Source organism: Bacteroidota bacterium, from assembly GCA_016714535.1.
GTDB lineage: Bacteria > Bacteroidota > Bacteroidia > AKYH767-A > OLB10 > JADKFV01.
Genome location: JADKDR010000001.1, coordinates 166,927 through 180,182 on the forward strand (window position 1 = coordinate 166,927; position 13,256 = coordinate 180,182).

Genomic DNA, 13,256 nt, shown 5'->3' on the forward strand with positions numbered 1-13,256 from the left:
TATAAATAACACATGTCGCTTGCCACTTGACTGATGCGTATGTTTGGTTGATGGAAGTATGGTTTGTAACGGTGCCTATATACATTGATCGCTTGCTGTTTTTTTGGAGGGTGCAATGTTAGCAATAAGGTCAAAAAGTATGGAGAAGATAATATCACCAAAAAACGGCAAAGTGTTGATAACTGAAAACTAGCGGGCGAAGTGGGGCGCCATTTGTGCTACCATAGAAGCGGCTTCGATAGCTGCGGCCTGGGCAAAGTCATCGTGCTTTGATGCATAGATGATGCTACGCGAAGCGTTGATAAGGAGGCCACCATGCTCATTTGCGCCATAGGTTATTACATCGGCAAGCCTACCTCCCTGGGCACCCACACCGGGCACAAGCAAAAAGTGGTGGGGTATAATGCTGCGAATGTGTTGCAGGTTTTGTGCTTGTGTAGCGCCTATTACAAACATGGTATTGTGCGGTGTGCCATAACCGGCCACGGTTTCAATAACCTGCTGGTACAAAGGTTTGTCATTGGTCAGGGTTAAATGCTGGAAATCGTTGCTGCCTTGATTGGAGGTCAGGCCAAGTACGATAACATATTTATGTTCGACTTGCAGGAATGGCTGAATGGAGTCGCTACCCATGTAAGGTGCTACTGTGATGGCATGGAAAGGCATGTTTTGCAAAAATGCTTTGGCATACATGCGCGAGGTGTTGCCAATATCGCCACGCTTGGCATCAGCTATCAGGAATATGTTGGGGTGATGTTGGTGTATGTATTGGGCGGTTTGTTCCATGGCTTGCCAACCGGCAATGCCATCGCACTCATAAAACGCGGTGTTTATTTTGTATGCAACGGTATGTGTATACGTAGCATCTATGATAGCTTTGTTGAATTGGAAAACGGCTTTGGGCTTTCCAATAAGTGATGGTGGTAATTGACTGCTGTCGGTATCGAGGCCTACACAGAGAAAGGATTTTTTTTCAAGTATCTGTCCGGTAAGGATTTGATTATTCACGTGCTTCTCAAATTTTTACATGGCCATTTCTTTCATTTTCTCAGCATTCTCTGCTACTTGCAGGGCATCGATAAACTCCTGAATGTTGCCATCCATAAACCCCGGCAGGTTAAATGTTGAAATACCGATGCGATGATCGGTAACGCGCGACTGCGAATAATTGTATGTGCGGATTTTAGCACTACGGTCGCCACTGCTTACCATGGTTTTGCGCTTGCGAGCAATTTCATCCATGCGCTTGCTATACTCAAGCTCGTATATGCGGGCACGTAATACACCAAGTGCCTTTTGGTAATTTTTTATTTGCGACTTTTCGTCCTGGCATTGCACTACAATACCGGTAGGTATGTGTGTAAGGCGCACGGCTGAGTAGGTGGTGTTAACACTTTGTCCGCCCGGGCCACTACTGCAAAAGAGGTCTTTGCGCACATCGTTTTCTTTGATGTCAACATCAAACTCATCGGCTTCGGGCAGCACTGCAACTGTGGCGGCACTGGTATGTACACGCCCCTGTGTTTCGGTAACAGGTACGCGTTGCACGCGGTGCACTCCGCTCTCGTACTTGAGCACGCCATAGCTGCCATCTCCGAGTATATTAAAAATTACCTCTTTATATCCTCCGGTGGTACCATCACTAAAATCAACCAACTCGGTACGCCAACCGCGGGCTTCACAATAACGCTGGTACATGCGATAAAGGTCGCCAGCAAATATACTTGCTTCATCGCCTCCGGTGCCTGCACGTATTTCGAATATGGCCTTTTTAGCATCTTCGGGGTCGGCAGGTATGAGCAGAATACGAATTTCTTCTTCGAGCGCTTCTTGCTTGGCTTGCAATTCATCCAGTTCAAGCAAGGCCATTTCTTTCATTTCTAAATCTTTTTCGGTTGCAATTATATCCTTTGCGTTTTTCAGATTGCCTAAGATGAGTTTGTATTCTTCGTACTTGTGTACTACCGGTTGCATCTCTTTGTAGCTGCGGTTTAGTTGGGCATATCGTTTCATATCTGATAATGCCTCGGGGGTGCTTATCTCCGCCTGTACTTCGTCAAACTTATCTTTTATTGCTGCTAGTTTCTCTATCATTGGGAAAATTAAAGTGCGAAGATACCTTTAAAAATTGTGAAAAGAAATAGCCTGAACTAATGCGTGTTTGTCGGCTCAAATTATTGTAAAGCGGTTAACTTTAACACCACCTTAAGCGACTGTTGCACCTAACTCACAAATATTGATTAAACTTGCATTTTGTAAAAATAAGCAACATAAAGTGAGAAATATTTTTGTTTTACTAATTGCCATACTAATTGCGGGCATTACCGTTGCCCAACCTAATAATGATTGGCAACTTGCTCAACAATATTTTAATGCGGGCGAATATGAAAAGGCATTGGTATATTTTGAAAAGCGCTATGACTTTGACCCCAACGGCACTTACGATGGCTATTTAAAATGCCTTATTGCATTGCGCGAGTACGACAAAGGCGAGAAACTTATTCGTAAGCAAATGAAAAAAACGGATGACGATGCTCCCTATTATATAGATCTTGCAAATTTGTATGAGCTTCAAATGGATGATGCCAAGGCAAAAGAAAATTATTTGAAAGCCATAAAAGAAGTTGCCAAAAACCAACCGGCATACATAAATCTTGCAAATAAGTTTATAGAGAAAGGGCATGTTGAATATGCAGTAGAAACGTATAAGGAAGGGAGAAAAAATCTGCGTGGTCAATATCCATTTATATTCGAAATGGCAGAGGCTTACGGGCAAATGCAAAATGCCGATATGATGATAGAAGAGTTGCTAACTATTCCTGAAACGGCACCACAGTTTATTCCAAGCCTACAATCGATACTTCAAAATAAATTACACAACGATTATGATGGCATTATTGCCGGCAAATTCAGGGAAGGGCTGTTGCGTAGAATTCAAAAGAATCCAAATGAAACCACCTACTCCGAGTTATTGTATTGGCTGTACTTGCAAGAAAAAGATTTTGATGGGGCCTTAATGCAGGCCAAAGCTCTTGATAAGCGCAAAGATCACAATGGAATTCGCGTAAGCGAAATAGGCCACATGGCAATGTCAAATCAACAATACAGTACTGCCGAAGAGGCGTTTCAATATCTGGTTGAAACCTATAGCGACAACAAGACCATATACGTTGGTGCAAGGCAACAACAAATTCAATCGTTATACTTGCGTATTACATCGCAAAAAAATTTCACGCAAAATGATTTACAAAAATTAGATGCTGCTTACAATGGCGCGTTAGACGAACTTGGCCGCAATTCGATGACAGCCGACTTGATGCGTGGACATGCCCACTTAAAGGCCTTTTATTTGAATGATGTAAACAATGCTGATTCTATTTTAAATCAGCTTATAGTAATGCCGGCACTGCGCCCCGAAGATTTGGCTGAAGTAAAATTAGAGTTGGGCGATTTATTAATTCTAAAAGATGAAGTATGGGATGCGCTCTTGTATTATGGTCAGGTAGATAAAGATTTTAAACACGATGAACTTGGCCGTGAGGCCAAATTCAGGGTAGCGCGTGCATATTATTACGAAGGGCAATTTGAATGGGCTGCCGGACAATTGAATGTATTGAAAGCTGCAACAACCCAACTCATTAGCAATGATGCCATGTCGCTGGCTTTGCTAATCCAGGATAATATTACGGTTGATACCAATCCTATTCCCCTTATATTGTATGCGCATGCCGAATTAATGGCATTTCAAAACCGAATACCTGAGGCTTTGGTTGCCTTGGATAGTTTAACCAAAGAATTCCCCGGACATTCGCTGCAAGACGAAGCCACATTTAAAAAAGCAGAAATAGCTGCCCGACAAGGCGACTACGACCTTGCTCTTAAATTATACAATGATATTGTACTATATCACGGTGACGATATACTTAGTGACGATTCCCAATTTCGTATTGCAGGAATTTACGACAACATAAAACAAGACAAACAAAAAGCGATGGATGCTTACGAATTGTTTCTACAAAAATATTCGGGTAGTTTGTTTGTTGCCGAAGCGCGTAAGCGCTTCAGAACCTTGCGAGGCGATAAGATAAATTAATTTCAACACAAAACTACCTCTAAGTTCTTTCTTAAAAAGCCAAATAATTTGCTTTAATTCTTGCCTCGAAAGCACGAATTAAAAAATCGAATTTCTATTCTTAAAATTCAATTCTCCTTGAGAATTATCCGTGCCCATTCGTGCATTCGTGCCAATTGTATTTTTTGCCACGAATGCACTAATTTTCACGAATGAGAAAACCAACTCCAAACGCGATTAATTCAATTCGATTCTTCCCTTCATATTATCCGCGCCCATTCGTGTATTGGTGGCAATAACTTATAATTATCCAAGGCAATAGGATGTAAGAAAAAAAAAGGCTGCAACACTGCAGCCTCATTTCTATTCCCTTTCTGATTTCTTATTTTTTACCACCAAGTTCCTGTTCGATCATGTTGTAAAACTGATCGAGTTTAGGCATGATGATGATACGTGTTCTGCGATTGGCAGCGCGGCCTGCAACAGTGGCATTTGTTGTTAGCGGCACATAATAGCTGCGACCCGCTGCCGTAAGGCGGGCAGGGTCTATCTTAAAGTCCTTTTGCAACATACGCACCAATGCTGTGCTGCGCTTCACACTTAAATCCCAATTATCAAGCAATACACCGTTGATATATTGCAATGAATCTGTATGACCTTCAACCATTACTTCCATATCTGGCTTCGATTCAATAATACGTGCTACCTTACCTAATACATTCTTTGCATTTGAATTGATCTCGTAACTACCGCTTTTAAAAAGAAAACGATCGCTAAGCGAAACAAAAACTACACCTTTATCTACATTGATTTGAATGTCGCTATCGTTTTCGTTTACCAATGCACGCTTAAGGTTTGTAACCAGTGCTATGGTCATCGAGTCTTTGCGGGTAAGAGCCTCGTTAAGCGATTTAATATGCAGATCTTTTTCTTTCATCGACTCAAGTGATTTTTCAAGATTTTCTGCCTGCTTAGATGATAGTGAACTGGCATCAGTAATATTCTGCGATAGTTTCTTGTTCATTTCTTTCAGGAAATCAACCTCGGTGCGGCACTTGTCCTTATCACTTTCGCACACAGCAAGCAGCGTTTTGGCGGTGCTTAACTCTGCTTCTGTCTTATCGTACTTATCACTTAGGGCATTAAATTTTTTCTTGGTAACACAGGCGCTTAAAGTCGTTACAGCTACAAATAGAATCACTAGTCTTTTCATCTCTTCGATTAAAATATTAAAATAGATTGTTTTTATGTTCTTTGATTAACGCGTGCAAAATTAATTTTTGAAACTTCCAAACAAGTGTATAAACAAGCATTAACAAAAGATTTTATTCACAAGATAAAAACGGAAGCCAAACAGCTCATTTGTTTGTGAGAGAACTGAATAAAAAAAATTAGGGAAGAAAGAATTTGTAATTAATACGCCCATTTAAGATAAACGGCACCCCATGTAAAGCCACCGCCAAAGGCAGCAAGAATAATGTTGTCGCCACGTTTCATACGATTTTCGTATTCCCACAAACAAATTGGAATAGTGCCATTGGTAGTGTTACCATACCGCTCAATGTTGAGCATTACCTTTTCATCGGGTAGGCCCATGCGCTTGGCAGTAGCATCTATAATGCGCTTATTGGCCTGATGTGGTGCCAGCCATGCTATGTCATCAGCTGTGAGGTGATTGCGTTCCATTATCTGGGCACTTACTTCAGCCATATTGGTAACGGCAAACTTAAATACCGTTTGCCCTTCCTGATAAACGTAATGCTCGCGTGCATCTATGGTAGCATGCGATGCAGGCTTTGCACTGCCTCCGGCCTTTTGATGTAAAAAGGCACGTCCACTTCCATCAGTGCGTAAGAGGTTGTCAATAATACCAAGTCCTTCTGTGTTAGGCTCCAGTAGTACCGCTCCTCCCCCATCACCAAAAATGATACAGGTAGCGCGATCGGTATAGTCAATGATTGCTGACATTTTATCGGCACCAACCACAATTACTCGCTTATGTTGCCCTGTCTCGATGAACTTAGACGCTGTGGTAAGAGCAAATAAAAAGCCTGAACATGCCGCATTAATATCATAGCCCCAGGCATTTACTGCGCCTACTTTATCGGCAATAATATTGGCGGTTGCCGGAAACTGAAGGTCGGGTGTGGTAGTTGCACAGATAATCAAATCAATATCTGTAGCTCCCAGGTTTTTCTTTTTAAGAATGCCATTAATAGCCTGCACTGCTATTTCGGATGTGCCCATGCCTTCGCCCTTAAGTATATGGCGCTCTTTAATTCCGGTGCGCGATAGTATCCACTCGTCCGTAGTATCAACCATTTTTTCAAGGTCATGATTGGTAAGAATATCGGGCGGAACCCAAGCATGCACTGCAGTTATTGCCGCGGTTATTTTTTGCATATAATTGGTATAAGGGGCGGCTAAATTAGAAACATTACGCTTAATAATAAAATCGAATCGATTTTATGTTTCTCTGACATCATTCTTCTAGCCCGAAATGATTGTTCAGCCAATGGAAGCTTGCACTTCCAAAATACAAAATCATGCAAGTTTGCTTGCCAATTCAACTTGATAAGCAGGGTGAGTAGAAATTAAATCCTTTTATATACTTTCGCCCAGCAAAAAAAGGCAATGAAAGAAGTAACAGTACAAGAACTAAAAGCCATGCGCGACCGTGGTGACGATTTTCAATTGATAGATGTGCGCGAAGAGCATGAATTTGATATGGCCAACCTGAATGGCGAGTTAATACCTTTGGGATCAGTGATGGACAGTATAGATAAGATAAGCCGCGACAAAACGGTTGTTGTGCATTGTCGCAGTGGCGCACGCAGTGGCACTGCAATAATGGCACTCGAAGCACAGCATGGCTTTACCAATCTTTATAACCTAAAAGGAGGAATATTAGCTTATGCTCGCGAAATAGATAATTCATTACAGGTTTCTTAATTTCACGCTTTATGGTCGATTTTTTTCAAACTCTTTTAGATCTCTTGCGCGATCCATACAATGGGCTTATTGGGTTAATCGCCAAGTACGATACATTTATCTATGTAATTCTCTTCCTTATTGTTTTTGCCGAAACAGGTCTTGTATTTGCGCCACTATTACCGGGCGACTCTCTTCTGTTTGCTGCCGGTGCTATAGCAGCTGCCGATAATGCTCCACTTAATATCAATACCTTAATTGTCCTTTTGTTTTGTGCCGTATTTCTAGGTGACAACACCAATTACTTTGTTGGAAAATTTTTGGGAGCAAAAGTTTACGAACAGAACTATAAACTTTTTAAACGCGAATACCTTGACAAAACAAATCAGTTCTATGAAAAACATGGAGGCAAAACTGTAATCATGGCTCGTTTTGTTCCCATAGTGCGAACCTTTGCTCCTTTTGTGGCCGGTGTGGGTGCTATGAAATACCCTCGATTTATTTTTAATAGTATTTTAGGAAGTATACTTTGGATAAATGTTTGCCTTTGGGCAGGATATTTCTTCGGAAATATTCCGTGGGTAAAAGCCAACTTTGAAAAGGTAGTGCTGCTTATCATTTTTGTATCCGTATTGCCTATCATCATTGGTATTATCAAAGCTAAATTCAAAAAAGAAGATGCCTGATTTTGGATTAATCGGTTATCCGCTTACCCATTCCTTTTCTAAAAAATATTTTGAAAAAAAATTCAGAGAATTAAATCTTTCCCAACATCATTACCATAATTTCGAAATCAATTCGCTTGATTCGTTGGAGGCCGTAATAACTAATAATTCAAGCCTGACAGGATTAAATGTTACAATTCCCTACAAAGAAAAAATTATTCCTTTGCTGCACGCCATTGAAGACGAAGCTGTTCAAGTTGGTGCTGTAAACACCATAAAAATTATCCGTACAGATAATGCAATCAAGCTTTGGGGATTTAATACGGATATTACGGGCTTTGAAAAGACGCTTCAGTTTTTTGACGACAAAAAATATTTCAAAGCACTAATTTTTGGAAATGGAGGTGCAGCAAAAGCGGTACGCTATATTCTACAAAAGCAAAACATTGCTTTTGATATCGTATCGCGAAATAATACAAAAAATAGTTTTACTTTTCTTGAATTAGAAAAAGTAGACTCATCTGCTTACGACCTGCTTATAAATTGCACACCAGTAGGTATGTATCCTCAAGAAGAAATGCTCCCCATTCCCAATCATTTTATTTTGCCCCAACATACTTGCATTGATTTGATATACAATCCTGAACTTACACCATTTTTGAAACAAGCCGCAAGTCGCAACTGCCGCATAAGTAATGGGTCACTTATGTTGCATACTCAGGCCGAAGCGGCCTGGGAAATTTGGAATAGCAATTCATTTTAGTTGATTTGCAAACCGAAACAAAAACAACATTTTGAAAAACTTCGAAACAGAAATAGAAGGCCTTCGCGGGTTTGCAGCTTTTACCGTTGCTCTTTGGCATATTGTCTATTTTAAATATGCACTCGATCCGAATTTTGCACTGCATGGTCCGCTGGTTGAAGTTAACTTTGCTCACAATAGCGTACTGTTGTTTTTTATTCTTTCAGGATATGTAATTGGCCTTACCAATAAAAATACCTTTTCACTTGACATTGCACTAACTTATTTAAAAAAGAGGTGGGTGCGTTTGTACCCACTTTACTTTTTTGCCATTGTATTTGCAGTTGCAGTAATGCCCATTGATAATCTTACAACCATAACAGGCAATTTATTTTTTCTGCAATACCTGGTAACCGATACCATCAAAGCAAACTCCGTATTGTGGACGCTCAACTACGAAGCTATCTACTATCTTTTGTTTTTGCTCATTCTGGCTATTAGACCAAACCTATGGATACTTGCCATAACCGTATTTGTCTTAAGTGCCTTTATTATTGTGTACCATCAGCTACCTATAAAAATTTCGGACTATGCTACTGGTTGGTTTTTTTGGTTATCAGGGCCTGATAGCTGCCTGGAAATTGGATTATACCAACCTCCGCAACCGTGGTGGTTTTATATTAAGCCTTCTTATTTTATTTCTTGCCACTTCTTTTATAGAGCCCGATCTTTTTTTCTTTGGTCAATTGCACTTGTTAGATAAGTGGAAATGGAACATCATAAATGTTGGAGACCTGTTTGCCTATCCCGTTTGTCTGTCCTTAGTGTTATTGGCAGGAAACCGTCAATTTAAGCATGAAAAATATTTACACCTGCTAGCTTATGGTATGATTGGTGCTTGTTGTGTCGCCCTGCTTGTTACCCAGAAAGCATTCGAGAGCCCCGTTTACATTTTTGGCATTGTTCTATTTTTATTATCGCTTGCTTTTAGGTTTGTAAAAACCGAATTCAATTTATTTCATAAAATTACCTGGCTGGGTAGTGTGTCTTATTCGGTGTACATTATACATGTACCTGTAATGAATTTGATTGGAAAAATCGAACTTGCTTCGGGCAATTTGTTCACCTTTCTTTTGCGTGGCTTGCTATTTATTGTGATTACTTTGTTGCTCTCATGGGTGCTCGAATTGATAGTTCAACCTTTAATCAGAAAATTTTTCCTAGCAAAGAGCAATCATTGAGAACATTTTTCCATTACGCCAAAAGCAATTTCCATTACTTCTTTAGCTTGCTGTAATCCAATTACTGGTTCTTTATTTTCAGTTATTGCATTTTTAAAAAGTTGATGTTCGTAAACAATACTGTTTATAGCATCAAGTTTAGGCTGTTTTATGGTAATCTGCCGCTTGCCCTTTTCATGTAGGTCAAGTATTAATGCAAACGGATTTGATTCATCCACATTAGAATCAATTTTAATGACTTCACTTTTTTTATTTAAAAAATCAATAGAAATGTAAGCATCACTTTGAAACACGCGAGTCTTGCGCATGTTCTTTAACGAGATGCGGCTTGCAGTTAAGTTGGCAACACATCCGTTTTCAAATTCAATGCGAGCATTGGCAATATCAGGCGTATCGCTTACAATGGCTACTGCATTTGCTAAAATATTTTTTACTTTACTCTGTACAATCGCATACACAATATCGAGGTCGTGTACCATAAGGTCGAGCACTACCGATACATCAGTGCCTCTTGGATTAAACTGTGCAAGGCGATGTGTTTCGATAAAGCGTGGTTGATTTATTTGGTGCTGCACAATTAAGAATGCAGGATTAAAGCGCTCCACATGCCCTACCTGCACTTTCACTCTTGAATGATTCTGACATGCCACAAGCGCATTAATTTCATCGCGATGCAAGGTTACAGGCTTTTCAATAAATACATGTTTGCCTTGTTGCATGGCATAGGTTGCAATTTCACAATGCGAAGCAGTAGGTGTCACAATTATTACCACATCTGCTTGTGCTACTGCTTCTTGCAAATTTTCAAAAACATGACATTCTATTTCGGTTGCAAACTTCTGTGCCTTATCTGGCAATATATCGTAAACTCCGGCAAGTTGAAAGTGATGGTTCTCCTTCAACAATCGGGCATGTATTTTTCCTAAATGACCTACTCCTATCACACTTGCTTTCAGCATTGTTCTTTAATGTTTGCCACAAAGAAACAAATGCCTGTTATATGCTTTGCAAAAAGTCAAGAATTATTTTTACACCTTGTAACGTTAATTGTTTTTTGTATTTGCTTAGAAAATAGCTTTAGGAATATAAAATAAGTTACGGTCTTTGCTTCGGCTATCAGAACACACGCACATTCCCAATCAATAAAAGTTACCTAAAGCAAGCTTTCTCCATAAAATCAAATTATAAAATACCCTTTCTTAAAGAATAATAAATATGTTACCAAGTCAAAGCATAGAGGACAGCTTCCGCCATCAAGGCATGCGCAGGCGCATGGTGGAAGGCTTGCGTGCTAAGGGCATTGTGAACGAACCCGTTTTACAAGCCATTAACAAAGTGCCGCGTCATGCTTTTATGGATACCGCCTTTTTAGAGATGGCTTATGAAGACCGCGCCTTCCCTATTGCCGCTGACCAAACTATTTCGCAACCTTATACGGTTGCTTACCAAACATCGCTGCTCGATATTAAGCGAGGCGATAAGATTCTGGAAATAGGAACCGGTAGCGGTTATCAGGCTTGTGTATTGCTCGAAATGGGAGCCCGTGTATTTACCATTGAGCGGCAACGCGAACTGTTTGACAAAACAAGCAAACTACTTGCAGCATTAAAGTATAAACCAAAAATGTTTTTTGGCGATGGATTTAAAGGCTTGCCTGTTGATGCGCCATTTGATAAAATTATTATTACCTGTGGTGCCCCCTTTATTCCGCCCTTACTAGTACAGCAAGTGAAAATTGGTGGTTGGATGGTGATACCTCTGGGCGAGAAAGAACAACGCATGACAATCGTGCTACGCACGAGTGAAGACGATTTTGAAACACGCGAATTTGACATGTTTAAATTTGTACCTATGTTGCCTGATAAAGTAAAAAATCAACTTAAATGAAAAACATTTTAGGCGCGTGCTTGCTGTTAATTTTTGCCGCATGTGGCGCACGTAAAGAAGTAGATTCAATTTTTTTGAACGGAAAAATTTATACGGTAGATAGTGCTTTCAATGTAGTGCAAGCTATGGCTGTGCAAGACGGAAAGATAATTGCAACCGGCACCAATGAGCAGATCAATCAGCAATACCAATCAAAAAATAAAGTTGACTTGAATGGTCAGTTTGTTTATCCGGGATTTTACGATGCTCATTGTCACTTCTACGGATATGGAATTGATCAGAAAAAAATAAATCTTACTGCCACAACCTCTTTTGAAAATTTGGTTGATACTTTAATTAAATACCGTGACAAAAAATTTTCGGGTTGGATTTATGGGCGAGGATGGGATCAGAATGATTGGTCAGAAAAAAAATTTCCTACCAGAGAAAAACTTGACAGCTTATTTCCTGATGTTCCTGTTTTGCTTATTCGCGTTGATGGACATGCAGCACTTTGCAATCAAAAGGCACTAACACTTGCTAATATAACGGCATCTACAAAAATACCGGGTGGAGAGATTATTACAACCAATGGGCAACCTACAGGCTTATTAATAGACAATGCGGTAGATATTGTAAAAGCAAAAGTACCTAAACCATCGCGAGCTGATCAGATAGCAGCTTTAATTACTGCTCAGGAAAATTGTTTTGCTGTTGGCCTTACCTCCATTGCCGATGCAGGGCTGGATCGTTCTGAAATTGAACTTATTGATTCATTACAAAAAGAAGGTAAGATTAAGATGCGTTGTTATACCATGATCAGTTACACACCTGATAATGCTGCTTATTATTTTAAGAAAGGAAAAATTAAAACTGATTACCTCAATGTACGATCTTTTAAAGTGTATGCAGATGGTGCGCTAGGGTCGCGAGGTGCTTGCCTGAGTCATGACTATGCTGATTTGCCGGGACATCGTGGTTTTCTCCTTACCAGCGTTAGTGATATGCAGGATGCTGCAAACCAAATTTACAAGAACGGCTTTCAAATGAATACGCATTGTATAGGTGATAGTGCTAATCATTTATTATTACAACTATATAAAAAAGCTTTTGGCAACGACAAGCAAACAAGGTGGCGCATAGAACATGCGCAGGTACTGCAACCTGGCGATATCAGTGAGTTTGGCAAACTTGGAATTATTCCTTCGGTGCAACCTACTCATGCTACCAGCGACATGTACTGGGCCGATGAACGCTTAGGCAATGAGCGATTAAAAACTGCCTACGCTTACCATGAGTTGTTGCTATCATATGGTCTTGTTGCATGTGGCAGCGACTTTCCTGTAGAAAGCATTAACCCGCTTTTTGGATTTTATGCTGCGGTAGTGCGTAAAGACCAACAGGGTTTTCCGCAACAGGGTTTTCAAACAGAAAATAAACTTTCGCGCGAGCAAGCATTGCGTGGTATGACCATTTGGGCTGCTTATGCTGCCTTTGAAGAAAATGAAAAAGGAAGTATTGAAAAAGGAAAATTTGCTGACTTTGTTATCACTCGCCAAGACCTGTTAACTGCTCCTGACTCTATCTTGTACCAAGTAGCAATAGATCGCGTATACAGTAACGGTATAAAGGTTTATTAGCCTTGTTTACTATCTGTTGATGCTGAACAAAAATTTCTGATCGGTCATTTTTGCTAAATATTCTTCTAGGCAGTTGATTGAACTACATTTGCACCTGAA

13 protein-coding genes are annotated in these 13,256 nt (G+C 40.1%); 8 read left to right on the forward strand and 5 right to left on the reverse strand.

What is annotated here, in order from left to right; genetic code table 11:
* Window positions 1-189: 189 nt before the first annotated feature.
* Together pyrF and prfA are read right to left on the reverse strand one after the other, a co-directional pair.
* Complete coding sequence (pyrF, locus tag IPO27_00715; GenBank protein ID MBK8845135.1) at window positions 190-1,008, reverse strand: orotidine-5'-phosphate decarboxylase; 819 nt, start codon at window positions 1,006-1,008, stop codon at window positions 190-192.
* Between the two features lie 15 nt (window positions 1,009-1,023).
* The gene (gene prfA, locus IPO27_00720; protein MBK8845136.1) at window positions 1,024-2,094 is read right to left on the reverse strand and encodes a peptide chain release factor 1; all 1,071 of its coding nucleotides are present in this window, start codon (window positions 2,092-2,094) and stop codon (window positions 1,024-1,026) included.
* 181 nt (window positions 2,095-2,275) lie between these two features.
* Here prfA and IPO27_00725 point away from each other — a divergent pair, with 181 nt between their 5' ends.
* Window positions 2,276-4,093 carry a tetratricopeptide repeat protein gene (locus IPO27_00725; protein ID MBK8845137.1) on the forward strand — a complete coding sequence of 606 codons (1,818 nt, stop codon included), beginning with the start codon at window positions 2,276-2,278 and terminating at the stop codon, window positions 4,091-4,093.
* A 361-nt stretch (window positions 4,094-4,454) separates the two neighbouring features.
* On the opposite strand, the gene IPO27_00730 is transcribed toward IPO27_00725, so the two are convergent.
* Window positions 4,455-5,285, reverse strand: coding sequence for an OmpA family protein (locus IPO27_00730; protein MBK8845138.1), 831 nt, complete (start codon window positions 5,283-5,285; stop codon window positions 4,455-4,457).
* 200 nt (window positions 5,286-5,485) lie between these two features.
* On the reverse strand, window positions 5,486-6,475 hold the full coding sequence (locus IPO27_00735; protein ID MBK8845139.1) for a ketoacyl-ACP synthase III: 990 nt from the start codon (window positions 6,473-6,475) through the stop codon (window positions 5,486-5,488).
* A gap of 231 nt (window positions 6,476-6,706) precedes the next feature.
* On the opposite strand from IPO27_00735, the gene IPO27_00740 reads away from it, so the two are divergent.
* The 5 genes from IPO27_00740 to IPO27_00760 are packed head-to-tail and all read left to right on the forward strand — an operon-like array spanning window position 6,707 to window position 9,651.
* The gene (locus IPO27_00740) at window positions 6,707-7,024 is read left to right on the forward strand and encodes a rhodanese-like domain-containing protein (protein ID MBK8845140.1); all 318 of its coding nucleotides are present in this window, start codon (window positions 6,707-6,709) and stop codon (window positions 7,022-7,024) included.
* Between the two features lie 11 nt (window positions 7,025-7,035).
* Window positions 7,036-7,689 carry a DedA family protein gene (locus IPO27_00745; GenBank protein MBK8845141.1) on the forward strand — a complete coding sequence of 218 codons (654 nt, stop codon included), beginning with the start codon at window positions 7,036-7,038 and terminating at the stop codon, window positions 7,687-7,689.
* Window positions 7,682-8,431, forward strand: a complete 750-nt coding sequence (aroE, locus tag IPO27_00750) for a shikimate dehydrogenase (protein ID MBK8845142.1) — start codon at window positions 7,682-7,684, stop codon at window positions 8,429-8,431. Before IPO27_00745 ends, aroE begins: the two co-directional genes overlap by 8 nt.
* 31 nt (window positions 8,432-8,462) lie before the next feature.
* On the forward strand, window positions 8,463-9,173 hold the full coding sequence (locus IPO27_00755; protein ID MBK8845143.1) for an acyltransferase family protein: 711 nt from the start codon (window positions 8,463-8,465) through the stop codon (window positions 9,171-9,173).
* Window positions 9,163-9,651, forward strand: coding sequence for an acyltransferase family protein (locus IPO27_00760; protein MBK8845144.1), 489 nt, complete (start codon window positions 9,163-9,165; stop codon window positions 9,649-9,651). Before IPO27_00755 ends, IPO27_00760 begins: the two co-directional genes overlap by 11 nt.
* Here the strand turns inward: IPO27_00760 and IPO27_00765 are convergent.
* Window positions 9,645-10,610, reverse strand: coding sequence for a Gfo/Idh/MocA family oxidoreductase (locus IPO27_00765; protein ID MBK8845145.1), 966 nt, complete (start codon window positions 10,608-10,610; stop codon window positions 9,645-9,647). The genes IPO27_00760 and IPO27_00765 overlap by 7 nt on opposite strands.
* 274 nt (window positions 10,611-10,884) lie before the next feature.
* Between IPO27_00765 and IPO27_00770 the strand changes: the two genes are divergently transcribed.
* Window positions 10,885-11,538, forward strand: coding sequence for a protein-L-isoaspartate(D-aspartate) O-methyltransferase (locus IPO27_00770; protein ID MBK8845146.1), 654 nt, complete (start codon window positions 10,885-10,887; stop codon window positions 11,536-11,538).
* Window positions 11,535-13,157, forward strand: coding sequence for an amidohydrolase (locus tag IPO27_00775; protein MBK8845147.1), 1,623 nt, complete (start codon window positions 11,535-11,537; stop codon window positions 13,155-13,157). Before IPO27_00770 ends, IPO27_00775 begins: the two co-directional genes overlap by 4 nt.
* Window positions 13,158-13,256: the final 99 nt, after the last annotated feature.